General features: G+C 72.5%; 16 protein-coding genes. 6 read left to right on the forward strand and 10 right to left on the reverse strand.

What is annotated here, in order from left to right; genetic code table 11:
- Positions 1-370: 370 nt before the first annotated feature.
- The 4 genes from ACFW01_RS02305 to ACFW01_RS02320 are packed head-to-tail and all read right to left on the reverse strand — an operon-like array spanning position 371 to position 3,536.
- Positions 371-787, reverse strand: a complete 417-nt coding sequence (locus ACFW01_RS02305) for a Fur family transcriptional regulator (protein WP_384502188.1) — start codon at positions 785-787, stop codon at positions 371-373.
- Positions 788-845: 58 nt separating this feature from the next.
- Positions 846-1,748, reverse strand: coding sequence for a metal ABC transporter permease (locus ACFW01_RS02310; RefSeq protein ID WP_234954516.1), 903 nt, complete (start codon positions 1,746-1,748; stop codon positions 846-848).
- A 7-nt stretch (positions 1,749-1,755) separates the two neighbouring features.
- Positions 1,756-2,526 carry a metal ABC transporter ATP-binding protein gene (locus ACFW01_RS02315; protein ID WP_384502189.1) on the reverse strand — a complete coding sequence of 257 codons (771 nt, stop codon included), beginning with the start codon at positions 2,524-2,526 and terminating at the stop codon, positions 1,756-1,758.
- Between the two features lie 26 nt (positions 2,527-2,552).
- Entirely contained in the window at positions 2,553-3,536 is a 984-nt protein-coding gene (locus ACFW01_RS02320; protein WP_234954512.1) for a zinc ABC transporter substrate-binding protein, read from the reverse strand.
- Between the two features lie 215 nt (positions 3,537-3,751).
- Here ACFW01_RS02320 and ACFW01_RS02325 point away from each other — a divergent pair, with 215 nt between their 5' ends.
- Positions 3,752-5,134, forward strand: coding sequence for a glycine--tRNA ligase (locus ACFW01_RS02325; RefSeq protein WP_234954510.1), 1,383 nt, complete (start codon positions 3,752-3,754; stop codon positions 5,132-5,134).
- A 123-nt stretch (positions 5,135-5,257) separates the two neighbouring features.
- Here the strand turns inward: ACFW01_RS02325 and ACFW01_RS02330 are convergent, their stop codons facing one another.
- Together ACFW01_RS02330 and ACFW01_RS02335 are read right to left on the reverse strand one after the other, a co-directional pair.
- On the reverse strand, positions 5,258-6,334 hold the full coding sequence (locus ACFW01_RS02330; protein WP_384502190.1) for a chitinase: 1,077 nt from the start codon (positions 6,332-6,334) through the stop codon (positions 5,258-5,260).
- A gap of 106 nt (positions 6,335-6,440) precedes the next feature.
- The gene (locus ACFW01_RS02335; protein WP_384502191.1) at positions 6,441-7,871 is read right to left on the reverse strand and encodes an MFS transporter; all 1,431 of its coding nucleotides are present in this window, start codon (positions 7,869-7,871) and stop codon (positions 6,441-6,443) included.
- A 110-nt stretch (positions 7,872-7,981) separates the two neighbouring features.
- Here ACFW01_RS02335 and ACFW01_RS02340 point away from each other — a divergent pair, with 110 nt between their 5' ends.
- A complete protein-coding gene (locus ACFW01_RS02340; protein WP_384502239.1) occupies positions 7,982-8,878 on the forward strand; it encodes a helix-turn-helix domain-containing protein in 897 nt (298 codons plus the stop codon).
- 258 nt (positions 8,879-9,136) lie between these two features.
- Here ACFW01_RS02340 and ACFW01_RS02345 read toward each other — a convergent pair whose 3' ends face one another.
- Positions 9,137-9,862 carry a hypothetical protein gene (locus ACFW01_RS02345; protein WP_384502192.1) on the reverse strand — a complete coding sequence of 242 codons (726 nt, stop codon included), beginning with the start codon at positions 9,860-9,862 and terminating at the stop codon, positions 9,137-9,139.
- Here ACFW01_RS02345 and ACFW01_RS02350 point away from each other — a divergent pair.
- The gene (locus ACFW01_RS02350) at positions 9,861-14,225 is read left to right on the forward strand and encodes an HAD-IC family P-type ATPase (protein ID WP_384502193.1); all 4,365 of its coding nucleotides are present in this window, start codon (positions 9,861-9,863) and stop codon (positions 14,223-14,225) included. The two genes, ACFW01_RS02345 and ACFW01_RS02350, sit on opposite strands and share 2 nt — an antisense overlap.
- Before the next feature lie 381 nt (positions 14,226-14,606).
- On the opposite strand, the gene ACFW01_RS02355 is transcribed toward ACFW01_RS02350, so the two are convergent.
- Positions 14,607-16,052, reverse strand: coding sequence for an MFS transporter (locus ACFW01_RS02355; RefSeq protein WP_384502194.1), 1,446 nt, complete (start codon positions 16,050-16,052; stop codon positions 14,607-14,609).
- Positions 16,053-16,159: 107 nt separating this feature from the next.
- On the opposite strand from ACFW01_RS02355, the gene dusB reads away from it, so the two are divergent.
- A complete protein-coding gene (gene dusB / locus ACFW01_RS02360; protein ID WP_384502195.1) occupies positions 16,160-17,326 on the forward strand; it encodes a tRNA dihydrouridine synthase DusB in 1,167 nt (388 codons plus the stop codon).
- Here dusB and ACFW01_RS02365 read toward each other — a convergent pair whose 3' ends face one another.
- Entirely contained in the window at positions 17,327-19,306 is a 1,980-nt protein-coding gene (locus tag ACFW01_RS02365; protein WP_384502196.1) for a CDP-alcohol phosphatidyltransferase, read from the reverse strand.
- Positions 19,307-19,786: 480 nt separating this feature from the next.
- Between ACFW01_RS02365 and ppdK the strand changes: the two genes are divergently transcribed.
- Entirely contained in the window at positions 19,787-22,516 is a 2,730-nt protein-coding gene (gene ppdK / locus ACFW01_RS02370) for a pyruvate, phosphate dikinase (RefSeq protein WP_384502197.1), read from the forward strand.
- A gap of 337 nt (positions 22,517-22,853) precedes the next feature.
- Positions 22,854-24,062 carry an acyltransferase gene (locus ACFW01_RS02375; RefSeq protein ID WP_234954501.1) on the forward strand — a complete coding sequence of 403 codons (1,209 nt, stop codon included), beginning with the start codon at positions 22,854-22,856 and terminating at the stop codon, positions 24,060-24,062.
- A gap of 31 nt (positions 24,063-24,093) precedes the next feature.
- Here ACFW01_RS02375 and ACFW01_RS02380 read toward each other — a convergent pair whose 3' ends face one another.
- Positions 24,094-24,570 (reverse strand): excalibur calcium-binding domain-containing protein, encoded by a 477-nt coding sequence (locus ACFW01_RS02380; protein WP_234954500.1) that lies wholly within the window; start codon positions 24,568-24,570, stop codon positions 24,094-24,096.
- Positions 24,571-24,583: the final 13 nt, after the last annotated feature.

Genomic DNA, 24,583 nt, shown 5'->3' on the forward strand with positions numbered 1-24,583 from the left:
TCTCGTGGTCTGGTGGCCTGCCGGTCTGGTGGCCCGCAGGCCCGCAGGCCCGCAGGCCTGTCGGCCGGGTGGATTGTGGGCCTGGGGCCTGGGGCCTGGAGTGTGGGGCCTGGAGTGTGGGGCCTGGGGCCTGGGGCCTGGGGCCTGGTGGGCTCGGGCCAGCCGGTCACGCGGTCTGGTGGTCTGCCGGCCTGGCGGTGCCGCGGTCTGGTGGGTTCGCGGCCTCGCGGCCTCGTGGCCAGCCGGCCTGTCGGTCTCGCGGCCTGCCGGTCTCGTGGTTTCCGTAGGCCGGTCGTGCGGTTGTGTCGGCGGTGGTGCTCGTCGGCGTGCGGCCGGCCGCGGGGGTCCGGGCCGGGTGCGTCGCGAAGGCCTAGGCGCCGGCCTTCGCGCAGTCGGCGCAGGTGCCGAAGATCTCCACGGTGTGGGCGACGTTGACGTAGCCGTGCTCGGCGGCGATGGCCTCGGCCCACTTCTCCACCGCGGGGCCCTCGACCTCGACGGCCTTGCCGCAGGACCGGCAGACCAGGTGGTGGTGATGGTCGTCGGTGGAGCAGCGGCGGTAGACGGACTCGCCGTCGGCGGTGCGCAGGACGTCCACCTCGCCGGCGTCGGCGAGGGACTGCAGGGTGCGGTAGACCGTGGTGAGTCCGACCGAGTCGCCCTTGTGCTTGAGCATGTCGTGCAGTTCCTGCGCGCTGCGGAACTCCTCGACCTCCTGCAGCGCCGCCGACACGGCGGCCCGCTGCCGGGTGGCGCGGCCCTTCACGGGCGGTCCAGCGGTCGTCACCGGTTCCTCCTCACGTCTGCGGCTTGCCGGGCCATTGTGCCAGTCCGGCGTCCGCTCGTCAGACGCCGATGCCGTCGTCGGCTCCACGAGTGGCGGGAATACCGCACCCCGCCGGGTCGTCGGCGCCCTTGCCCGCGGTGGCGGCCCGTGCGCGTCTGCGGGCCAGCGGAGCGGCCAGCAGGGTCAGCAGGACGAAGGCCCCGATGGTGAGCAGCACGATGGTCGCGCCGGGCGGCACGTCCTGGTAGTACGACGAGACCGTGCCGCCGATCGTCACGCTGACGCCGATGGCCACGGCGATCGCGAAGGTGGCGGCGAAGCTGCGGGTGAGCTGCTGCGCGGCGGCCACGGGGACCACCATCAGCGCCGACACCAGCAGCAGTCCGACGACGCGCATCGCGACCGTCACCGTGACCGCCGCCGTGACGGCCGTCAGCAGGTTCAGCGCACGCACCGGCAGGCCGGTGACGCGGGCGAACTCCTCGTCCTGGCTGACCGCGAAGAGCTGGCGCCGCAGGCCGACGGTGACGAGGACCACGAACGCGGCCAGGAGGCAGATCGCCGTCACGTCGGACTCGGACACCGTGGACAGGGAGCCGAAGAGGTACGAGGTGAGGTTGGCGTTCGAGCCCCCCGGCGCGAGGTTGATGAACATCACGCCGCCGGCCATGCCGCCGTAGAAGAGCATGGCGAGGGCGACGTCACCGTGCGTCTTGCCGTACCAGCGGATCAGCTCCATGAGGACCGCGCCGAGAACGGCGACCAGGGTCGCCATCCAGACCGGGGACCAGGTCAGCAGGAAGCCGAGGCCGACGCCGGTCATCGCGACATGGCCGATGCCGTCGCCCATGAGGGCCTGGCGGCGCTGTACCAGGTAGATGCCGATGGCGGGAGCCGTGATGCCGACCAGGACGGCCGCCAGCAGGGCCCGCTGCATGAAGGCGTAGTTCAGGATTTCCATGGGCTTCTCAGCTCAGCAGTCCGGTGCGCAGAGGCGCGGCGTCCACCGGCGCGTGCGGGTGTACGTGGTCGTGGCCGGGCAGCGCGTGCTGCCCCACCGCCTCGGGCGGGGGGCCGTCGTGCACGACGCAGCCGTCACGCAGCACCACGGCCCGGTCGATCAAGGGCTCCAGAGGACCCAGCTCGTGCAGGACGAGGAGGACCGTGGCGCCGGCCGCGACCTGCCGGGTGAGGGTCTCGGCCAGCACCTCCTGGCTGGCCAGGTCGACCCCGGCCATCGGCTCGTCCATGATCAGCAGCTCGGGTTCGGCGGCGAGCGCGCGGGCGATCAGTACCCGCTGGTGCTGGCCGCCGGAGAGGGCGTTCACGGAGTCCTTGGCGCGGTCGGCCATGCCGACCAGGACGAGGGCCCGGCGTACGGCCTCGCGGTCGGCCCTGCGGAGGATGCCGAGGCGGGCGCGGGAGAGGCGGCCGGAGGAGACGACCTCGTCGACCGTGGCCGGGACGCCGCCCGCGGCCGTGGTGCGCTGCGGGACGTAGCCCACGCGGGCCCAGTCGCGGAAGCGGCGGCGCGCGGTGCCGAACAGCTCGACCTGGCCGGCCGTGAGCGGCACCTGGCCGATGAGCGTGCGCACGGCCGTGGACTTGCCCGAGCCGTTCGCGCCGAGCAGCGCCACGACCTCACCGCGTCCCATGGTGAGGTCGATGCCGCGCAGCACGGGGCGCGAGCCCAGCTCGGCACGGACGCCGCGCAGGGATATGACGGGTTCGTCGCTCACGATGTCCTCCGTGGCGGTCGTGGCGGTCACTTGGCGCCGAGGGCGGCCTGCAGTGCCTTGAGGTTCGCTTCCATGACCTGGACGTAGTCGTCGCCCTTGGACTTGTCCGTGATGCCTTCCAGCGGGTCGAGGACGTCGGTCTTCAGGCCGGCGTCATCGGCGAGGGTCTTGGCGGTCTTGTCGGAGACCAGGGTCTCGTAGAAGACGGTCGTCACGCCGTCGGCCTTGGCCTCCTTCTGCAGCTCCTTGATCCGGGCGGGGCTCGGCTCGCTCTCCGGGCTGACACCGGTGATGGCCTCCTGGGTGAGGCCGTAGCGCTCGGCGAGGTAGCCGAAGGCGGCGTGGTTGGTGAAGAAGACCTTGGAGTCGGTGTTCGCCAGCCCGTCCTCGAACGCGGTGTTCAGGCCGTCCAGCTTCTTCGCCAGGGCGTCGGCGTTCTCGCGGTAGTCGGCGGCGTTGTCCGGGTCGGCCTTCTCGAAGGCCGCGGCGACGCCTTCGGCGATCTCGGCGTACTTCACCGGGTCCAGCCAGACGTGCGGGTCGAGGGCGTGCTCCTCCTCCGCGTGGCCCTCTTCGGCGTGCTCCTCCTCGGCGTGCCCCTCGCCGCCGTGGTCGTGCTCCACTTCGCCGTGGTCCTCGAGCTTCGTCAGCTTCGCCGCGTCGATCTTGGTCTTCACGTCGGACTGGGCGATGGCCTCGTCGACGGCGGGCTGGAGCGAGGACAGGTGGAGCACCGCGTCGGCCTCGCCCATCTCGGCGGTCTGCTTGGCGCTCAGCTCCAGGTCGTGCGGCTCCTGGCCGGGCTCGGTGAGCGTGGTGACGTTGACGTGGTCACCGCCGATCTCCTCGGCGAGATACTGCATCGGGTAGAAGGACGCGACGACGTCGAACTTGTCCGTGCCGACCGCGGCCTCGCCGTCGTCGCCGGAGCAGGCGGTAAGGGTGCCGAGGCCGAGGGCGGTGGCCGCGGTGAGTGCTATGCCGGATATGCGGCGTCGTCGTGCGTTCATGGCATTCATTTTCACTGAATATGGAAACGGTTGTCAACAATGATGTTTCGGAGGCGGACGTGGACCCGATTTGGTTGAGGGGCAGTCCACGCCGGTAACCTGAAGCATTCTCTGGAAGCATCTCGCTTCGCCCGCCCGTCTCCCGACCACCACCCCTCATCGAGGCGCTTCGCGCCGCACCAGTCAGTCACCGTCGTCGTAATGAAGAGAGCACCGTGGCCGCCGACAAGATCGACACCATCGTCAGCCTGAGCAAGCGCCGTGGCTTCGTATTCCCCTGCAGTGAGATCTACGGCGGTCAGCGCGCCGCCTGGGACTACGGTCCGCTCGGTGTCGAGCTCAAGGAGAACCTCAAGCGCCAGTGGTGGCGCTACATGGTCACCTCGCGCGAGGACGTCGTCGGTCTCGACTCCTCCGTGATCCTGGCCCCCGAGGTCTGGGTGGCCTCCGGTCACGTCGCCACCTTCACGGACCCGCTGACCGAGTGCACCTCCTGCCACAAGCGGTTCCGCGCGGACCACCTGGAGGAGGCCTACGAGGAGAAGAAGGGCAAGGCTCCCGAGAACGGCCTGGCCGACCTCAACTGCCCCAACTGCGGCAACAAGGGCACCTTCACCGAGCCCAAGCAGTTCTCCGGTCTGCTCTCCACCCACCTCGGCCCGACCCAGGACAGCGGCTCCGTCGCCTACCTGCGGCCCGAGACCGCGCAGGGCATCTTCACCAACTTCGCCCAGGTGCAGACCACCTCGCGCCGCAAGCCGCCGTTCGGCATCGCCCAGATGGGCAAGTCCTTCCGCAACGAGATCACGCCCGGCAACTTCATCTTCCGGACCCGCGAGTTCGAGCAGATGGAGATGGAGTTCTTCGTCAAGCCGGGCGAGGACGAGAAGTGGCAGGAGTACTGGATGGAGCAGCGCTGGAACTGGTACACGGGCTTGGGCCTGCGCGAGGAGAACATGCGCTGGTACGAGCACCCGGCCGAGAAGCTCTCCCACTACTCCAAGCGCACCGCTGACATCGAGTACCGGTTCTCCTTCGGCGGCAGCGAGTGGGGCGAGCTGGAGGGTGTGGCCAACCGCACCGACTACGACCTCTCCTCGCACGCGAAGGCCTCCGGCCAGGACCTCTCCTACTTCGACCAGGAGGCCGGCGAGCGCTGGACGCCGTACGTCATCGAGCCGGCGGCCGGTGTCGGCCGGGCGATGCTCGCCTTCCTGCTCGACGCGTACATCGAGGACGAGGCGCCGAACGCCAAGGGCAAGCTGGAGAAGCGCACCGTGCTGCGGCTCGACCCGCGGCTGTCCCCGGTGAAGGTCGCCGTGCTGCCGCTGTCCCGCAACCCCGAGCTTTCGCCCAAGGCGAAGGGGCTCGCGCAGGCGCTGCGGCAGAACTGGAACATCGAGTTCGACGACGCCGGGGCGATCGGGCGCCGGTACCGGCGGCAGGACGAGATCGGTACGCCGTTCTGCGTCACCGTCGACTTCGACACGCTCGACGACAATGCGGTGACGGTCCGTGAGCGGGACACGATGAAGCAGGAGCGGGTGTCTCTCGACCAGATCGAGGGGTACCTGGCGTCCCGGCTGGTCGGGTGCTGACCGTTCTTTTCGGTTGAGGTACCAGGGGGCTCCGCCCCCTGGACCCCCGGGCCTGTGCCCACCCACCACCCGACTCGGTCGGGTGAGGGGTGGGCCTTTGGCGTTCGGGGACCTGCTCGTTCGTCAGCGGCCCTGGAGTGACTTCACGTTGTCGCCGAAGGTCCAGTTCTTCGAGCCGTCCCAGTTGAGGGACCACGTCATCAGGCCCTTGAGGGCGCCGTTGTAGTGGTTCCAGGCCTGGGCCACCAGGGACGGGGACATGTGGCCGCCGCCCGCGCCGGGCTGGGCGGGCAGGCCCGGGACCTGCTTGTCGTAGGGCACCCGGATCGTCGTGCCCTGGATGACGAGGCCCTTGTCCAGGCAGTCGGTCTGCTGGGTGAAGCCCTGGACCGTGCCGGCCGGGTAGGAGTCGCCGGAGCAGCCGTACATGCTGCCGTTGTAGTACTGCATGTTCAGCCACCACAGGCGGCCGTTGTCCGCGTACTTCTTGATGACGGGGAGGTACGCGCCCCAGATGGAGCCGTAGGTGACGCTGCCGCCGGTGACGTAGGCGGTCTCCGGGGCCATGGTGAGGCCGAAGTTCGCGGGCATGCGGGCGAGTACGCCGTCGATGATGCGGATCAGGTTGGCCTGGGACGTGGAGAGTCGGCCGATGCTGCCGCTGCCGGTCAGGCCGGTCTCGATGTCGATGTCGATGCCGTCGAAGTTGTACTTCTTCAGGATCGGCACGATCGTGTCGACGAAACGGTCGGCGACGGCGGTGGAGTTGAGGTCGATGCCGGCCGTCGCGCCGCCGATCGAGAGCAGGATCGTCTGCCCGGACGCCTTGGCCGCGCACATCTCCGCGGGCGTCGCCACCTTCACGCCCCTGTCCATGCCGTCCTCCCACAGGGCCGTTCCGTCGGAGCGGATGACCGGGAAGGCCGCGTTCAGCACGTTGTAGCCGTGGGTGCCGATGCGCGAGTCGGTGATGGGCGTCCAGCCGAAGGGCGGGTGCACGCCGTTGGCGGCGCCGTCCCAGTTCTCCCAGTAGCCCTGGAGGACCTTGCCGGCGGGCTTGGACTTCACGGCGCAGGTGTCGGCCGCGGGGGCGGGTGAGGGTGCGGCGGACGCGGTGGTGGCCCCCAGCGGGGCCAGGACGGTGGCCGCCAGTGCGGCGGCCAGTAGACGGATCGTGCGGCGGACCTTGGGGCGGGTCATGCCGGGCCTCCCGGTGGGGGTGCGGTGAGGTGTCGAGAATGTCGTAGGCATGACAGTGGTGTGGTCCAGACCTTTCGTCAAGAGGTCTGGACCAGGAAGGCGGGGCTCAGTCGATCGTCCGCGGCAGGCGCAGGCTCAGCAGGCCGGTCAGTACCACCGTCGCCAGCTGTACCAGGAGGGTGATCACCAGCGCGTCGCCCATGCCCGCGCCCGGGACCAGGGAGAGGAACAGCGTGCCCAGCGTGGCCACGCCCAGGGCCAGCGCCGACTGCTGGGCCGTGATCATGACGCCGCTGCCCACGCCCGCGCGCTCGGGCGGGACCTCCGAGAGGACGATCCGGAAGACCACCGGGAGCTGGAGCGCCTGGCCCGCCCCGGCGACCGCCGCGCCCGGGAGGAGTTCGACCAGGCCGAGGTCCGGCCAGGAACGCCACGCCGCGAGCGTCATCAGCGCCAGGCCCACCCCTTGCAGGGCGGCGCCGGCCGTGACCACGCGGGTGCCGTAGCGGGCGACCAGCCGGGGGCCGGCGAGGGAGCCGAGGAAGAACGTCACCGCCAGCGGCGCCAGGGTCAGCCCCGCGGCCACCGGGCCCAGGCCCGCGCCCTGCTGCAACGCCACCGCGATGACGAACATGAAGCCGCTGAAGCCGATCGAGAACGGCACGAGCAGCAGCAGCCCGCGCCGCAGCGGGACGATCGAGAACAGGCTCGGCGGGACCAGCGGTGTCCGGCCCGACCGGTCGGCCCGGCGCTCCACCGCGTAGAAGGCCCACGCGAAGAGCGGGAAGGCGGCGAGCGACAGCCATGTCCACAGCGGCCACCCGGCCGCCCGGCCCTCGGTGAGCGGTACCAGCAGGGCCAGCAGCGACGCCGCCAGCAGCAGGGTGCCCGCGACGTCCACCGGCTCCGGGCGCGCGGAGCGGGTCTCCGGGACCGCGCGGACGGCCAGGAACAGGCCGACGAGGACGACCGGCACGTTCACCAGGAAGACGGAGCGCCAGCCGGTGCCGGCGATGTCCGCGGCGACCAGCACGCCGCCCAGGATCTGCCCGGCCACCATCGACAGGCCGGCCGTGGCACCGTACAGGCCCATGGCCCGCGCGCGCCGGGGGCCGGAGGTGGTCGCCTGGATGGTGGCCAGCACCTGCGGCAGCATCGCGGCCGACGCGGCGCCCTGCGCCACCCGGGCCGCCACCAGCGTCCAGGCGTCCGGGGCCAGCCCGCAGGCCAGCGAGGTCAGTCCGAAGGCCGCCATGCCGCCCAGGAACAGCCGTCGCCGGCCGAACAGGTCGCCCAGGCGGCCGCCGAGGACCAGCAGGACGGCGTACGCCACCCCGTACCCGGCGACGACGAGTTCCAGGACCGCCTCGCCCGCGGACAGGTCCGCGCCGATGGTGGGCAGGGCGACGTTGACGATGAAGAAGTCGATCAAGGGGAGTGCCGCGGCCAGCAGCACCGTGAAGAGTCCGAGGCCGCCGAGCACGGATGGCGCCGGCACGGTCGCACGGACGGGACGTGAAGTGATGGTTTCGGTCACGTGGACGAGCCTGCGACCCTTTCCAGGGTGGTACCAGAGTCTCCTTGTCCTGGTAGAAGAAGTACCTGGCAACAGGGTCCGGACCGCGGCACGCTGGAGGAATGACGACGATGACGGCCCAGGAGACGGCGCCGGGGGCCCGGCCCGGGCACACGGGCTCGGAGGTCCGGCGCCACGAACTCGCGGCCTTCCTGCGCAGCCGCCGCGAACGCATCGCCCCCGAGCAGGTCGGGCTGGACCGCGGACGCCGCCGCCGGACACCGGGGCTGCGGCGCGAGGAGGTCGCCCAGCTCTCGGCCGTCGGCGTCACCTGGTACACCTGGCTGGAGCAGGCCCGCGACATTCAGGTCTCCGTGCAGGTCCTCGACGCCCTCGCCCGCGCCCTGCTGCTCGACCCGTCCGAGCGCGCCCACCTCTTCCAGCTGGCGGGAGCCGTCGACCCGACGCCCGCGACGGTCTGCCCGGCCGTCACCCCGGCGCTGCGCGCCCTGCTGGAGCAGTTCGAGCCCTTTCCGGCGTGCGTGCAGAACAGCCGCTACGACATCCTCGCCCACAACCGCACGTACGGGCTGCTGCTGTGCGACCTGGACGCGGTGCCGCCCGAGGACCGCAACTGCATGGTCCTCTCCTTCACCCACGAGCCGTGGCGGTCCTCGATCGTCCACCTGGAGGAGACCCAGCGGCTGATGGCCGCCCGGTTCCGCGCCTCGATGGCCGGTCATCTCGGCGAACCGGCCTGGAAGATGCTGCTGAAACGGCTGCGGACGCAGTCGCCGGACTTCCGCGAGGTGTGGGACCGGCACGAGGTACTCGCCCACCGCGGCAAGCGCAAGGAGTTCCTCAACCGGTACGTCGGGCGGCTCCGTCTCGACCACACGGACCTGTGGCTGGGGCCCGGGGCCGGACCCCGGATGGTGACGTACGCGCCCGCCGACGAGGAGTCCCGGGAGCGGCTGGAGAGGCTGCACGCGATCGCCCTGGAGCGTGCCGCGGCCCCGTCGGGGTGACGCCGTCGGGGTGACGCCCGAGGTGCGGGAACGCGGAGTTGTGCGGAAGGTGATGTTCCCAGGGTTTCCCACCGCACGGACAGGGCGAGGACGAACAGTCATGGCTGAGCAGAAGTCGGCGCAGACACTCCCGCGGCCGTTGCACGCGGCCGCTTCCGCGGTACAGAAGGTGCCGGGCGCCACGACGGTCGGTAAGGCCGCCGAGGGCGCGCTGGAACGGATCGGCGCGGTGTCGCCGCGCGGACGGCGCGTGATCGTCTACACGGGTGCGGGGGTGCTGGGCGTCGCCGGGATGGTGGAGTGGCCGGTGGCGCTCACCGGAGCGGCGGTGGCCTGGCTGACGCAGTCACGGCGGCGGAACGGGAACGGGGTCGCCGGGCGGGGCGCTGGTGGTAACGGTGCCACCGGGACTGCCGGGAAGAGCGCCGCCGCCGGGAAGAGCACCGCCAAGACCGCGGCGGCGAAGTCGACTGCCTCCAAGTCGACTGCCTCGAAGCCGGCCGCGGCGAAGAAGGCGGCGGCGAAGAAGACCACCGCCAGGAAGACCACCGCGAAGAAGACCACGGCCCAGTCGGCGGCCACGAAGTCCGCCGCGGCGAGGCAGGCGACGGCGGCGACGAAGAAGGCGACCGCGGCGACGAAGCAGGCAACGGCGGCGACGAAGAAGGCGACGGCGGCCACGAGGCAGGCGACGGCGGCGACGAAGAAGGCGACCGCGGCGACGAAGGCGACCGCCAAAAAGGCGACGGCCAGAAAGACGACGGCGAAGCAGGCCACGGCGAAGAAGGCCGCGGCGAAGAAGACGACCGCCACGAAGACCGCCGCCAGGAAGGCCCCCGCGAAGAAGACCGCGTCACCCGCACGGAGCAGGAGCCGCTCGGGAAAGAAGGCGTCGTCCAGCCGTCCCCCCGCCTCGGGCCCGGCCGGCGGCCGTAGGACGGCCGCCGCCTCGCGCACCCGCAGGACGGGCTGAGCCGCGGCCATGGTCGGCGCACTTCTGACGCGGTCCCAGGACGCCGTCACCGGATTCGTACTGGCCGGCCCCCGGCTGCTCGCCCGCTCCACCGCACCCGCCGTCGGCGCCGCCGCCGGCGCGGTCGCGGGCACCGCGCGGGCCGGTGTGCGAGGCGCCGACTTCGCCGCCCGCGCGGCCCGGGTCGCCCGGTCCGCGCTGCCCGGCGGCACCCGGGACTGGCGGGCCGGACCCCGGGCCCACCTCGCCCTCGCCCCGGCCGAGTCCGACGAGGTGCGCCTGGCGGGCGGCACGGAACGCGTCGCGCGAAGGGTGGCCGCGGAGGTGGCCGAACACCCGGACGTGCTGGTCGCCTACTGGGACACCGGCCTCGCGAGGCTGGTGGTGACCGCGACCGAGGAGGAGCTGACCGACTCCGTCGTGGACCACGTCACCGAACTCGCCGAGCGGCACGGACTCACCCGTACGGACCGACGGGACCGGCAGGACGCCGGCGACCAGGTGGACGAACTGGCCCACCCCGGCGACCCGGCCCCGGTGCGCGTCGCCGCGACCGCCCTCGGCGCCGATCTCCTCGGCATCGCCGCCGCCGTGACCGGCGCACGCCTGCGGCTGCCGCCCTCGCCGCGCCTGATCACCGCCGTGGCGACACTGCTGCGCGAGAACCCGGCCTTCCGCGCCTGGCTGCGCGAGCGGATGGGCGACCACCGCATGGACGTGGCGCTGGCCGCCGCCAACGCCGCCGTGCACGGCGCCGGGCAGAGCCCCACCTCGCTGGTCCTCGACGGGGCGCTGCGTGCCTGCCAGTTGACGGAGGCGGTGGCCCGGACGGCGGCCTTCGAGGTGGTGCACGACCAGCTCTGCGCCCCCGGCCGCGGCAGCCTGCCCGCCGACCTCACCCTGCGCCCGGCGCCGCGCACCTCCCCGGCCCAGGACTACGCCGCCCACGCCTCGGCCGGCAGCGTCGCGGGCGCCGCGGCGACGCTGCTGGTCAAGCACGACGTGGCCGAGGCGGCCGAGGCCGTGCTGGCCGGCTCGCCCAAGGCCGCGCGGTACGGTCCCGCCGCCTTCCACGCCGTACTGAGCGCGGCCCTGTCCCGTACCGGTCTGCTGGTGCGCGACCCCGGACGGCTGCGGCAGCTGGAGATGGCCCGCACGGTCGTACTGCACCCGAGCGCGCTGCGGCTGCCGGACGACGGCGCCGACCCGTGGACCGAGGACGTGCTGGACGCGGCCCGGCGGGCCGGCCTGCGCGTGGTGATGGTCCAGGACCCGGCGCTGGCCGACTTCACCGGCCTCGCGGACCAGGTCGTCGACGCGCGGCGCCCGCTCGCGGACGTCGTGGCCGAACTGCAGCCCGAGGGCGGCGTCGTCACGGTCGTACGGCCCCGGCCCGAGGACGACGACTCGGTGCTGGCCGGGCTGCTCGCCGGGGACGTGGCCGTCGCCCTGGCCGACGCGGACTCCCCGGTGGCATGGGGCGCGGACGTGATCGCTCCGCAGGGGCTCTCCGACGTGTGGCGGCTGCTGCGGGCGGTGCCCGCGGCCCGTGCCGTCGGGCGCCGCTCGCAGACGCTGGCCCGGTCCGGTGCCGCGCTGTCGGGCCTGCTTGTGGCGGTCGGCGAGGCGCGCGGCCGTCGTCGCGGCAGGCCGAGCTTCATCGCGCTGTCCGGGCTGCGGCACGCGCCGGTCGACGCGAGCGCGGCGGCGGCCCTGCTGTCCGGGACGCGTGCCGCGGTCGGCGTGGCGATGGCCCGCGCCCCGCATCCCCGGGCCCGGGTGGCGTGGCACGCGCTGGCCCCGGACGCCGTACGGGACCGCCTGGAGCGGGAGAGCGAGCCCGATCCGACCGTCGTCGAGCAGGCCGCGGCCCGGCTGCGCGCGGTCGCCGACCGGGCGGGCCGGGTGCCGGTGCTGGCCCCGGCGTTCTGGTCGTGGGAGCTGGCCCGGGCGGTCCGCGGGGAACTGGACGATCCGCTCACCCCGGTGCTCGCGGTCGGCTCGGCGGCCTCCGCGATCCTCGGGTCGGTCGTGGACGCCCTGCTGGTGGTCGGGGCGCTCGACCTGAACGCCCTGGTCGGCGGGTTCCAGCGGCTGCGCGCCGAGCGGGCGCTGTCCGGGCTGCTGGCCGAGCAGACGCAGAAGGCCCGGGTCACCGAGGAGCCCGAACGGGAGGGCGGGCTGCCGCGCATCATGGACGCGTCCCGGCTGCACCCGGGGTATGTGATCGAACTGAAGACGGACGACGTCGTCCCGGCCGACGCCCGGCTGCTGTGGGAGGACGGTCTGGAGGTGGACGAGTCCGCGCTGACCGGTGAGTCGCTGCCGGTGGGCAAGAGCGTGGACCCGGCGCCCAAGGCCCCGGTGGCGGAGCGGTACTGCATGGTCTTCGAGGGCACGACCGTGGTGGCCGGCCGCGCCCGGGCCGTCGTCGTGGACATCGGCGACCACACCGAGTCGGCGCGGGCGGTGGCGCTCGCCGCCCGGACGCCCGCCGCGGCCGGGGTGCAGGCCAGGCTCCAGGAACTGACCCGCAAGGCGCTGCCGCTCACCCTGGCGGGCGGGGCCGCGGTCACCGGTCTGTCGCTGCTGCGCGGGGCGCCGGTCCGGCAGGCCGTCGCCGGCGGGGTGTCGGTCGCGGTGGCCGCCGTGCCCGAGGGGCTGCCCCTGGTGGCGACGGTGGCGCAGCTCGCGGCGGCCCGGCGGCTGAGCCGGCGCGGGGTCCTCGTGCGCACCCCGCGCACGCTGGAGGCGCTGGGCCGGATGGACACCATCTGCTTCGACAAGACCGGCACGCTCACCGAGAACAGGCTGCGCCTGACGCGCGTCGCGGGCGCCGACGGCACGGTCCGCAGGGTGGGCGACCCGGAGGCGGCCGACGCCGTACGGACCGCCGCGCGCGCCGTCCCCCGGCTGAACGGCGACGGGAACCGGCCCACCCACGCGACCGACGAGGCGGTCCTGGACGCGGCGGGCGACGACCCGGGGTGGACGCAGGTGGAGGGCCTGCCCTTCGAGACCTCGCGCGGTTACGCCGCCGCCGTCGGACGGGACCGGGCCCGCGGTCCCGAGACGCTGGTGGTCAAGGGCGCCCCGGAGACGGTGCTGCCGGCCTGCGCCGACCTGCCGTCGCACGCCCTGGAGGTGGCGCAGGCCCTGGCCCGCGACGGACTGCGCATCATCGCGGTGGCCTCCCGCCCCCTGCGCCGGGGCGAGAAGGCGGCCGACGTCCTCGAACAGCAGCCGGCGAAGCTGGAGTTCACGGGGCTGCTGGCGCTGGCCGACGTGCCCCGCGAGACGTCCCCGGCGCTGGTGCGCGGGCTGCGCGAGGCGGGCGTACGGCCCGTGGTGCTGACCGGCGACCACCCGCAGACCGCCCACGCCATCGCCGTCGACCTGGGCTGGCCCGAGGACGCGGTCGTGGTCACCGGCGACGAACTCGCCGCCGCCGACCGTACGGCGCGCTCCCGCATGCTGCGCGACGCGGACGTGGTGGCCCGGGTGGCGCCGGAGCAGAAGCTCCAGGTCGTCGAGTCGCTGCGGGACGCCGGGCGGGTCGTCGGCATGGTCGGCGACGGTGCCAACGACGCCGCCGCCATCCGCGCCGCTGACATCGGCGTCGGCATCAGCGCCCGCGGCTCGGCCGCCGCCCGCAACGCCGCCGACCTGGTGGTGACCGGCGACGACCTGCTGGTTCTTGTGGAGGCGGTCCGGGAGGGGCGGGCGCTGTGGCACAGCGTCGCCGACGCCATCGCGATCCTGATCGGCGGCAACGCGGGCGAGGTCGGCTTCGGCATCCTCGGCACGGTGCTGAGCGGCTCCTCGCCGCTGTCGACCCGCCAGATGCTGCTGGTGAACCTCTTCACCGACCTGTTCCCGGCGATGGCGGTCGCGGTGACGCGCACGGGGGACCCCGAGCAGGAGGCAGCCGACGCGGGTGCGCCGCTGGGTACGGCGGTGCTGGGCGAGCCTCTGCTGCGGCAGATCCGGCACCGGGCCCTGACCACGGCGCTCGGGGCGACCGCGGCCTGGCTCTTCGGCCGCTTCACGCCGGGCACGGACCGCCGCTCGACGACGATGGCCCTGTGCGCCGTGGTCGGCACCCAGCTCGCCCAGACCCTCGCCGACCGCCGGGACAGCCGCCTGGTCCAGGTCACGTCCCTGGGCTCGGCCGCCGCGCTGGTCGCCCTCGTCCAGACCCCGGGCGTGAGCCGCCTCTTCGGCTGCACCCCGCTGGGCCCGGTGGCGTGGACGGGCGTGGCGGCGGCGATCGTCCTGGCCCTGGCGGGCCAGCGGGCGCTGCCGGAGGTGGAGGAGGCGATCCTGAAGTACTGGCCGATGGTGGCGGAGCGGCTGCCGATTCCGCTGCGCTGAGGCGGGGGCGGAGGGGTGCGCTGCGTCGCCGTCTGCGGGTGGGTGGGGGCTGGTCGCGCAGTTCCCCGCGCCCCTTCGGGGCGTGATGCGGGCCGGGGCGGAGGGGGTGCTGTGTCGCTCGGGTATGTCGTCTGCGGGCGGGTGGGGGCTGGTCGCGCAGTTCCCCGCGCCCCTTCGGGGCGTGGGGTGGGCCGGGGCGGAGGGGGTGCTGTGTCGCTCGGGTATGTCGTCTGCGGGTGGGTGGGGGCTGGTCGCGCAGTTCCCCGCGCCCCTTCCCCGCGTGATGCGGGCCGGGACGAGGGGGTGCTGTGTCGCTCGGGTCCGTCGCCTGCCGGGGCGTGCGGGCCGGTCGCGCGGTTCCCCGCGCCCCTGTGGAGCGCGTCAGGCCTTCGCCCGCGCCGTCTCCCGTGCCTCCGGTGACCTGAGCCGGTCGGCGGTGCGTTCCGCCGTGCGGTGGGCCCAGCGGCCGTTGGTGACGGCCCCCAGGACGAGGACCGCCAGCCCGCAGGCGGCCAGGATCCACCAGCCGGGGCGGGAGGCCGAGACGAAGGTGTCCCGGTACGAGGAGGCGCCCACGCCCGTCGCCAGCACCGCGCCGATCACCGCCACCCCCAGCGTCTGGCCCAGCTGGCGGCTGGTGGAGGCGACGGCGGCGGCCACCCCGGCCTGGGCGCGTGGCATGCCGGAGACGGCCGTGTTGGTGATGGGCGCGTTGACGAAGCCGAAGCCGATGCCGAACAGGACGTAGCCGACGAAGAGGGTGACGTCGGAGGTCTCGGCCTCGAAGGCGGCGAACAGCGCCCCGCTCACGGTCAGCGCGCCGCCCGCGATCAGCAGCGGCAGCCGCGGCCCCCGGCTGCCGACCAGCCGCCCGGACAGCGGGGCGCACAGGAAGGTCGGGACGGCCATCGGCAGCATCCACAGCCCGGCCTCCAGCGCGCTCAGTCCCCGCACGTTCTGGAGGTACAGCGTGGACAGGAACAGAAAGCCGCCCAGCGCCGCGAACGCGCTGATCGCGATGACGGTGGCGCCGCTGAACGGCGCGGAACGGAAGAAGCGCAGCTCGATGAGGGGTTCGGCGCGACGCGGCTCGTGCACGAGCAGGCCGGCCAGCGCGGCCAGCGCCAGCACCGCGAAGGGCAGGACCGCCGTGAACCCGGCGTTCGGCGCCTCGATGATCGCGTACGTCAGGGAGCCGAAGAGCACGATCACCAGCAGCTGGCCCAGCGGGTCGGGCCGGCGGGCCTTGGGCGCCCGGGACTCGGGGACGTAGCGGAGGGTGAGCAGCAGGGCGGCGAGGCCCACCGGGAGGTTGACCCAGAAGATCGAGCGCCAGCCGACCGACTCGACCAGTACCCCGCCCACCAGCGGCCCGGCGGCCATGGAGATGCCCACCACCGCGCCCCACACCCCGATCGCGCGGGCCCGCTCCCGCGGGTCGGTGAAGGTGTTGGTGATGATCGACATGGCGACCGGGTTGAGCATCGAACCGCCCACCGCCTGGATCATCCGGAAGATGACCAGCGAGGACAGGCCGGGCGCCAGGGAGCACAGGAGCGAGCCGAGGGTGAAGACCACGAGGCCGGTCATGAAGACCCGCTTGCGGCCGATCCGGTCCGCGGTGGAGCCGGCCAGCATCAGCAGCGCGGCCAGCACCAGCGTGTAGGCGTCGACCGCCCACTGGAGCCCCGACGTGCTCGCGCCGAAGTCGCGCTGCATGGAGGGGAGGGCGACGTTGAGGATCGTGTTGTCGATGCTCACGATCAGCAGGCTCATGCAGCAGATGGCCAGCACGAGCATGCGTCGGCGGTGGGTGAGCTCCGGCATGACCGCCATCGTACGCCCGTTTCAATAGTGCGGCTAACTAATGACCAATACATGATCTCCGGCCCGCGGCCCGCCGAGCACTGCCCCGCGTACGTGACAATGGAGGAATGTCCACGCTCACCACGCCCGCCCCCGGCTCCACCGCCGCACCCCTGCGGATCGGCCCGCACACCGTCGCGCCGCCCGTGGTGCTCGCACCGATGGCCGGGATCACGAACGCGCCGTTCCGCACGCTGTGCCGTGAGTTCAGCGGCGGCAAGGGCCTGTTCGTGAGCGAGATGATCACGACCCGGGCGCTGGTCGAGCGCAACGAGAAGACCATGCAGCTCATCCACTTCGACGCGACCGAGACGCCGCGCTCGATCCAGCTGTACGGCGTGGACCCGGTGACCGTCGGCAAGGCCGTCCGCATGATCGCGGAGGAGGGTCTCGCCGACCACATCGACCTGAACTTCGGCTGCCCCGTGCCCAAGGTGACCCGCAAGGGCGGCGGCTCGGCCCTCCCGTACAAGCGGAACCTGCTGCGCGCCATCGTCCGCGAGGCCGTCACCGGCGCCGGCGACCTGCCCGTCACCATGAAGATGCGCAAGGGCATCGACGACGACCACCTCACCTTCCTCGACGCCGGCCGCATCGCCGTCGAGGAGGGCGTGACCGCCATCGCCCTGCACGGCCGCACCACCGCCCAGCACTACGGCGGCACCGCCGACTGGGACGCCATCGCCCGCCTCAAGGAGCACGTCCCGGAGATCCCGGTGCTCGGCAACGGCGACATCTGGTCCGCCGAGGACGCGCTGCGCATGGTCCGCGAGACCGGCTGCGACGGCGTCGTCGTCGGGCGCGGCTGCCTCGGGCGGCCGTGGCTCTTCGCCGACCTGGTCGCCGCCTTCGAGGGCCGCACCGACTCCTTCGCCCGGCCCGCCCTGCGCGAGGTCGCCGACGTCATGGTCCGGCACGCCACGCTGCTCGGCGAGTGGATCGGCGACGAGGCGCGCGGCGTCATCGACTTCCGCAAGCACGTCGCCTGGTACCTCAAGGGCTTCGCGGTCGGCTCCGAGATGCGCAAGCGCCTCGCGATCACCTCCTCCCTGGAGGCGCTGCGCGCGGGCCTCGACGAACTCGACCTGGACCAGCCCTGGCCCACCGGCGCCGACGGCCCGCGCGGCCGCACCTCCGGCAACAACCGGGTGGTCCTGCCGGACGGCTGGCTGAAGGACCCGTACGACTGCGCCGGCGTCGGCGAGGACGCGGAGCTGGACACCTCCGGCGGCTGATCAGCCCGTGGTCGGGTGCGGGGTGGAGCCGTACGCCGTCAGGAAGCGGTCGCGGAAGGAACTCATCCGCCACACCGGCGCGTCCGCGGCGGGCTTCAGCCCCTCCGTCCAGTTCCAGTCGTCGATGGCGTCGAGCACCTTCGGGTCCTTGGCGACGACCGAGACGGGCACGTCCCGGCTCGCCTCGTTCCCGCTGACCCGGGCCAGCGGCTGGTGGTCGCCGAGGAAGACGAGGACCGTGTCGTCGGTGCCGTAGCGCTCCAGCCACTGGGTGAGGCTGGTGACCGAGTACTCGACCGACTTGCCGTACTCCTCCTTGGAGCGGGTGGAGTCGGCGATGATGTCGGACGCCTCGACCCCGGACGCCTCGATGCCGTCGTAGACCGACCCGTCGCCGACCTCGTCCCAGTCCACCATCCTGGGCAGCGGCGCCCACGGCTGGTGGCTGGAGGTCAGGACCACCTCCGCCATCAGCGGCCGGTCCCGCTCCCTGCCGTGCTCCAGGCGCTGGAACGCCTCCAGCGCGTACTGGTCCGGCATGGTGGACCAGCTGAACTTCGGCCCGCGGTAGCCCACGTCGAACGCGTCGTAGACCTTGTCGAGGCCGAACCACTCCGACTCCGGCCACGCCTTCTGCACGCCCGGCATCACACCGACCGTGTCCCAGTCGCCGGTCTTCTGGAACGCCTTGGTGAGGGTGAGGTGGTCGCCGGCGGTGACGGTGCGGTACCGCTGCTGGTTGTCCACCCACAGCCCCGACATGAACGTGGAGTGGCCGAGCCAGCTGCTGCCGCCGTACGTCGCCGACGTCAGCCAGCCGCTCCTCGCCCGGAAGCCCGCCTCGGCGAGCGCCTTCGTGCCCGCGTCCAGGGTCCGGTCGACGCCGGGCGCCGTCACCGGGTCCTCGATGGCGGTGCGGCCGTAGCTCTCGATGAACGTGAAGATCATGTCCTTGCCGCGCAGGCCGGGCACCAGCTGTGCGCCGGGCGTGGCCCCGAACCGGTCCGCCTTCGCCTCCTTCGCGAACGCCGCCTCGTCGCGCAGTGTGTCCACCACCCGGTGGGCCTGCGCCTCCAGGGCCCCGGAGGCGCTCCGGGTGGCGACCGGCACGCCGAAGGTCTGCACCCCCAGCGCCACGCAGGTCATCCACACGGTGGCCGCCATCAGCGCGCCCCGGGCCGCCCGCTCCCGGTGCGCGGCGAGCAGTTCCCCGAGCCGGACCGCCGCCAGGGCCATCACCACCAGCAGCAGCACGACGAGCAGCACCGCGCCCACGGCCGCCCAGGCCGCCGCCGCGCCGCCCATCGAGTCCGCCACGTACGACTGGGCGTCGTCCAGCAGCCCCCAGTCGAGGACCACGTTGAAGCCCCGCCCCAGGTACTCGGTGAAGCCCATGTCGAGCAGGTTCAGCACGGTCAGCACGCCCAGGCCGACACCGAAGAGCGCCGCCGCCACCAGCCGTGCGGCGCGCGGCAGGCAGAGCAGCAGCACCGCGGCGATGACCGCCTCCGCCGGAATCCGCGCGAACCGGCTGGGCTCCAGCGCGACGAAGGTGTTCGGCAGCAGCAGGGCCCCGAGTACCAGCACGGCGGCGAGGACGGTCGTCGTCCGGCGCAGCACGAGCGCGGCACGGGGGTGACGGGTGCGCCAGGCCCGCCAGTGGGCGAGGCGGGACGTGCGGGCGGCCGGTCCGGGCTCGGCGGCGGGCCGCGCGTCGGGGGCGGGTTCGGTGCCGGTGCCGGTGCCGGTGGCGGCTTCGGTGTCGGCGGGGGCTTCGATGGCCTCCCCGGGGTCGTCGGGCTCGACCACGTCGGGCTCGTGTGGTCCGTCGGGCTCGCGCGCCTCATCCGGCTCGTGCGCTTCGTCCGGCTCGTGCGCTTCGTCCGGCTCGTGCGCCTCGTCCGGCTCGTGCGACCCGTCGTCCTCGTGCGGCTCATCGGCCGGGGTCGGTGGCTGACGAAAGCGCGTGAAGACAGGCACCCGGAGGTCCTTCCGTACGAATCCCGGTGGACGGCGGGCCCGGCGAGGGGGCCGGACCCGCCGCAGTGACGTACGTCCGCGGCGGGCGCTCCGTTCACCCGTCCGCATGGTGAAAAACCGCGGCCTGTGGCAGCGTGATTCTCGCCACCTCTGATAGCGGTGGCGCTCAGATGAGCGGATCTTGACCGACTCTACTTCTCCAAGGTGTGGCACTCAGTGCCATGTCTTGATCGTTCATCGATCGAACTCAGACGTGGAGATTGCCGCTCATGTGAGCGAAGTGCTGGACCCTGGAGGGTTCATTCGTTCAAGAAGTGAAAACATAAGCGGTCGGTCGCTTGCCAAGCCTTGACTTTCGATCCGCTGGCGGACGGGTGGTTACAGGCGTATGACGCACAAGTGGACGTACCCAGGGGCCTTTGATCTGGGTAGATTCCTCGCCGTCAGGGCAGCCACCGCGTCCTCGAGGAGTCGAGACCCGTGTCGGAAAACAAAGAACCTCAGGTAACGAACACGACGAAGTTCGTTTACGACTTCACCGAGGGCAACAAGGACCTCAAGGACCTCCTCGGTGGCAAGGGCGCGAACCTCGCCGAGATGACCAACCTGGGCCTTCCGGTCCCTCCCGGCTTCACGATCACCACCGAGGCCTGCAAGACCTACCTCGACAGCGGCGAGGAACCGGCGGCACTGCGTGACGAGGTGAGTGCGCACCTCGACGCCCTCGAAGTGAAGATGGGCAAGAAGCTCGGCCAGGCGGACGACCCGCTCCTCGTGTCGGTCCGCTCCGGAGCCAAGTTCTCCATGCCCGGCATGATGGACACGGTCCTCAACATCGGCCTCTCCGACAAGTCGGTGCAGGGCCTGGCCAAGCAGGCCGGCGACGACCGCTTCGCCTGGGACTCCTACCGCCGCCTGATCCAGATGTTCGGCAAGACCGTCCTCGGCGTCGACGGCGACCTCTTCGAGGAGGCGCTGGAGGCGGCCAAGGCGGCCAAGAAGGTCGCGGTCGACACCGAGCTGGAGGCCGCCGACCTCAAGAAGCTCGTCACCAAGTTCAAGAAGATCGTCAAGACCGAGGCGGGCCGGGACTTCCCGCAGGACCCGCGCGAGCAGATGGACCTCGCCATCAAGGCCGTCTTCGACTCCTGGAACGGCGAGCGCGCCAAGCTCTACCGCCGCCAGGAGCGCATCCCGCACGACCTCGGCACCGCGGTCAACGTCTGCTCCATGGTCTTCGGCAACCTCGGCCCCGACTCCGGCACCGGCGTCGCCTTCACCCGCGACCCCGCCTCCGGCCACCAGGGCGTCTACGGCGACTACCTCCAGAACGCACAGGGCGAGGACGTCGTCGCAGGCATCCGCAACACCGTCGCCCTCGCCGAGCTCGAGTCGATCGACAAGAAGTCGTACGACGAGCTGATGCGGATCATGGAGACGCTGGAGAACCACTACCTGGACCTCTGCGACATCGAGTTCACCATCGAGCGCGGCCAGCTGTGGATGCTCCAGACCCGCGTCGGCAAGCGCACGGCGGGCGCGGCCTTCCGCATCGCCACCCAGCTCGTCGACCAGGGCCTGATCGACGAGGCCGAGGCCCTCCAGCGCGTCAACGGCGCCCAGCTCGCGCAGCTGATGTTCCCCCGCTTCGACGAGGACGCCAAGGTCGAGAAGGTCGGCCGGGGCATCGCCGCCTCGCCGGGCGCGGCGGTCGGAAAGGCGGTCTTCGACTCGTACACCGCCGTCAAGTGGTCCCGCTCCGGCGAGAAGGTCATCCTGGTGCGCCGCGAGACCAACCCCGACGACCTCGACGGCATGATCGCCGCCGAGGGCATCCTGACCTCGCGCGGCGGCAAGACCTCCCACGCGGCCGTGGTCGCGCGCGGCATGGGCAAGACCTGTGTCTGCGGCGCAGAGGAGCTGGAGGTCGACACCAAGCGCCGCCGGATGACCGTGCCCGGCGGGCACGTCGTCGAGGAGGGCGACGTCATCTCCATCGACGGCTCCTCCGGCAAGGTCTACCTGGGCGAGGTCCCGGTCGTGCCCTCCCCGGTCGTGGAGTACTTCGAGGGCCGCATGCACGCGGGCGCCGAGGACGCCGACGAGCTGGTCGAGGCCGTGCACCGGATCATGGCCTTCGCCGACCGCAAGCGCCGGCTGCGGGTGCGCGCCAACGCCGACAACGCCGAGGACGCGCTGCGGGCGAGGCGGTTCGGCGCCCAGGGCATCGGCCTGTGCCGCACCGAGCACATGTTCCTCGGCGACCGGCGCGAGCTGGTGGAGCGGCTGATCCTGGCCGACACCGAGGCCGTGCGCGAGGAGTCGCTGAAGGAGCTGCTGCCGCTCCAGAAGCAGGACTTCGTCCAGCTCTTCGAGTCGATGGACGGACTCCCGGTCACCGTCCGCCTCCTGGACCCGCCGCTGCACGAGTTCCTGCCCGACATCACCGAGCTGTCGGTCCGGGTGGCACTCGCCGAGTCCCGGCAGGAGCCGCACGAGAACGAACTGCGCCTCCTCCAGGCCGTGCACCGCCTGCACGAGCAGAACCCGATGCTCGGTCTGCGCGGTGTCCGCCTCGGCCTGGTCATCCCCGGCCTGTTCACCATGCAGGTCCGGGCGATCGCCGAGGCCGCGGCCGAGCGCAAGGCGGCCAAGGGCGACCCGCGCGCCGAGATCATGATCCCGCTGGTCGGCACCGTCCAGGAGCTGGAGATCGTCCGCGACGAGGCCGACCAGGTCATCGCCGAGGTCGAGGCGGCCACCGGCGCGAAGCTCAAGCTGTCCATCGGCACGATGATCGAGCTGCCGCGCGCCGCGCTGACCGCCGGTCAGATCGCCGAGGCGGCCCAGTTCTTCTCCTTCGGCACCAACGACCTGACCCAGACCGTGTGGGGCTTCAGCCGCGACGACGTGGAGGCCAGCTTCTTCACGGCCTACCTGGAGAAGGGCATCTTCGGCGTCTCCCCGTTCGAGACCATCGACAAGGACGGCGTCGGCTCCCTGGTCGCCGCCGCCGCGAAGGCCGGCCGCGCCACCCGCCCCGACCTGAAGCTCGGCGTCTGCGGCGAGCACGGCGGCGACCCGGAGTCGGTCCACTTCTTCCACGAGGTGGGTCTGGACTACGTCTCCTGCTCCCCGTTCCGGATCCCGGTCGCCCGCCTGGAGGCCGGTCGCGCGGCGTCGCGCTCGAAGGGCAGCGACCACCGCTGATCGCTCCGCCGGGAGGCCGGTGCGTCGCTGCGGGACCGCTGTGGCTGGTCGCGCAGTTCCCCGCGCCCCTTCGGGGCACGGGCCCACCGCATCGGCCTGCACGGCACGAAGACCCCGGAGCCGCCGTCTGTCACCCGACCACCCTCACCGATCGGCGGCGGCTCCGGTCCACGCGAGGAGGCGGCACCCTGTGCGGAGGGTGCCGCCTCTTGGCGTTCACTCGTTGTTTGTGACGCGTTCCATGGTGTGAATCCCTGTGAGGTGAGCAGCAGCAAGCTGTCAGCGAAGTTCGGGAGCCCTGGCAGCGGACAGCGGCCCACACCGGAACGGTGGTTGGATGACCTCGACGGATCAAAGGGAACCGGCCGGCACGACCGCCACGCGAGGCGGTGGGGGCGAGACCGCCTCCGGCGTACCGGGGCCCCGGACCGCCGCCGAGGCGAGAGTGCCCGAGGCCGGTCCCCCCGTCCGCAAGGACCGGCTCGCCGCGCTGGACGGACTGCGGTTCCTGGCCGCCCTGGCCGTGGTCTTCTTCCACTTCGTCGGCCAGGTGCCCTCCACGATGCAGACCATCTGGGGCCGTCCCGTCGAGGACGTGTTCCCGGTGGCGCACGGCTACTTCGCCTTCGGCCGGCTCGGTGTCGAGCTGTTCTTCCTGATCAGCGGGTTCGTCATCTGCATGAGCGCGTGGGGCCGCACCCCGCGTGACTTCTTCATCTCCCGCGTCACCCGGCTGTACCCGATGTACTGGGCGGCCGTCGCGATCACCGCGTGCGTGATCTTCTTCGCCGACAACCCGTTCGGGCACCCGTCACCGCGCGTGCTCTTCGCCAACCTGACGATGCTCCAGACCCCGCTCGGGGTGGAGCACCTCGACTCGGTCTACTGGACGCTCTGGCCGGAGATGTGCTTCTACCTCACCTTCGCGGTCGTGGTGTGGAAGGGCCTGACCTACCAGCGCGTGGTGATCTACTGCGGGCTCTGGACGGTCGCCGCCGTGCTGGCGCCCAGCGCCGACATCCGGTTGCTGACGCTGCTGGTCAACCCGCCCTCCGCGCCGTACTTCATCGCGGGCATGGCCTTCTACCTCATGTACCGCTACCGGCCGACGCCGCTGCTCTGGGGCATCGTCGCCATGTCGTGGCTGGTGGCGCTGCACTACCTGCTGACACCCGACGGGGGCCGCCTGAACTGGGACTCCTGGTCGCCGTGGCGCGGCTGGCTGGTCCTGGTCATCACGGTCTTCTTCCTGCTGATCGCCGCCGTCGCGCTCGGCTGGACCCGGTGGATCCGCTGGCGCGGGCTGACCGTCGCGGGCACGCTGACCTTCCCGCTCTACCTGCTGCACGACGCCATCGGCGTGAACATCCTGCACCGCTTCGGCGACCGGGCCGACCCGTGGGTCGTGGTCGCGATCACCGTCGCCGCCCTGGTGGCGCTGTCGTACGTCGTGCAGCGGTTCGTGGAGCGCCCGGTGGCCCGGGCCGCGCGGCGCTGGCTGAGCAGCGCCGCCTTCAGTCTGAAGGCGCCGGAGCCCCGCCGCTGAACGGGCGGGGGCTCCGGCTCCGGTACGCGGGTCAGGCGGCGCCGTTGCCGCGCCGCTTGCCGACGGCCAGCAGCAGTCCGCCGCCGGCCAGCACGACGATCGCGCCGCCCGCCGCGATGTAGGGCGTGCTGTCGTCGCCGCCGGTCTCGGCCAGGTCGGTGCCCTGCTGCCCGGCGGCCTGGTCGCCGCCGGACTCCTTGCCGCTGCCGGTGCCCGCGTTGTCGTCGGTCGCCTTCTCACCGGAGTCGCCGGAGTCGCCCGAGTCCCCCGAGTCGTCGGCGGGCTCGAAGCCGGCGGGCGGCCTGTCGCAGCCGACGCCGTCCTTGTCGCGGTCGAGGTGCTCGCCGTAGTGCGGGTCGCCCTCCTTGATGTTGGAGTACCCGTTGTCGTACGCCTCGGTGCAGTTCTTGAACGGGTGGGTGCCGTCGTGCGCCTGGGCGGCGGCCGGCAGGGCGGCCAGGGCCAGCGCGGCGACGGCCGCGGCGGCGGGCTTGCGGAGCAGGTTCATCGAGAGTCCCGGG

Origin of the sequence: Streptomyces sp. NPDC058985, from assembly GCF_042740985.1 — a bacterium.
Classification (GTDB): domain Bacteria; phylum Actinomycetota; class Actinomycetes; order Streptomycetales; family Streptomycetaceae; genus Streptomyces.

Excerpts from the sequence above, each read along its gene's own strand:
- ACFW01_RS02310 (WP_234954516.1), bottom strand. The coding sequence starts at position 1,748 with ATGGAAATCCTGAACTACGCCTTCATGCAGCGGGCCCTGCTGGCGGCC.
- ACFW01_RS02320 (WP_234954512.1), bottom strand. The coding sequence starts at position 3,536 with ATGAACGCACGACGACGCCGCATATCCGGCATAGCACTCACCGCGGCC.
- ACFW01_RS02330 (WP_384502190.1), bottom strand. The coding sequence starts at position 6,334 with ATGACCCGCCCCAAGGTCCGCCGCACGATCCGTCTACTGGCCGCCGCA.
- ACFW01_RS02340 (WP_384502239.1), top strand. The coding sequence starts at position 7,982 with ATGACGGCCCAGGAGACGGCGCCGGGGGCCCGGCCCGGGCACACGGGC.
- ACFW01_RS02350 (WP_384502193.1), top strand. The coding sequence starts at position 9,861 with ATGGTCGGCGCACTTCTGACGCGGTCCCAGGACGCCGTCACCGGATTC.
- ACFW01_RS02345 (WP_384502192.1), bottom strand. The coding sequence starts at position 9,862 with ATGGCCGCGGCTCAGCCCGTCCTGCGGGTGCGCGAGGCGGCGGCCGTC.
- ACFW01_RS02355 (WP_384502194.1), bottom strand. The coding sequence starts at position 16,052 with ATGCCGGAGCTCACCCACCGCCGACGCATGCTCGTGCTGGCCATCTGC.
- dusB (WP_384502195.1), top strand. The coding sequence starts at position 16,160 with ATGTCCACGCTCACCACGCCCGCCCCCGGCTCCACCGCCGCACCCCTG.
- ACFW01_RS02375 (WP_234954501.1), top strand. The coding sequence starts at position 22,854 with ATGACCTCGACGGATCAAAGGGAACCGGCCGGCACGACCGCCACGCGA.
- ACFW01_RS02380 (WP_234954500.1), bottom strand. The coding sequence starts at position 24,570 with ATGAACCTGCTCCGCAAGCCCGCCGCCGCGGCCGTCGCCGCGCTGGCC.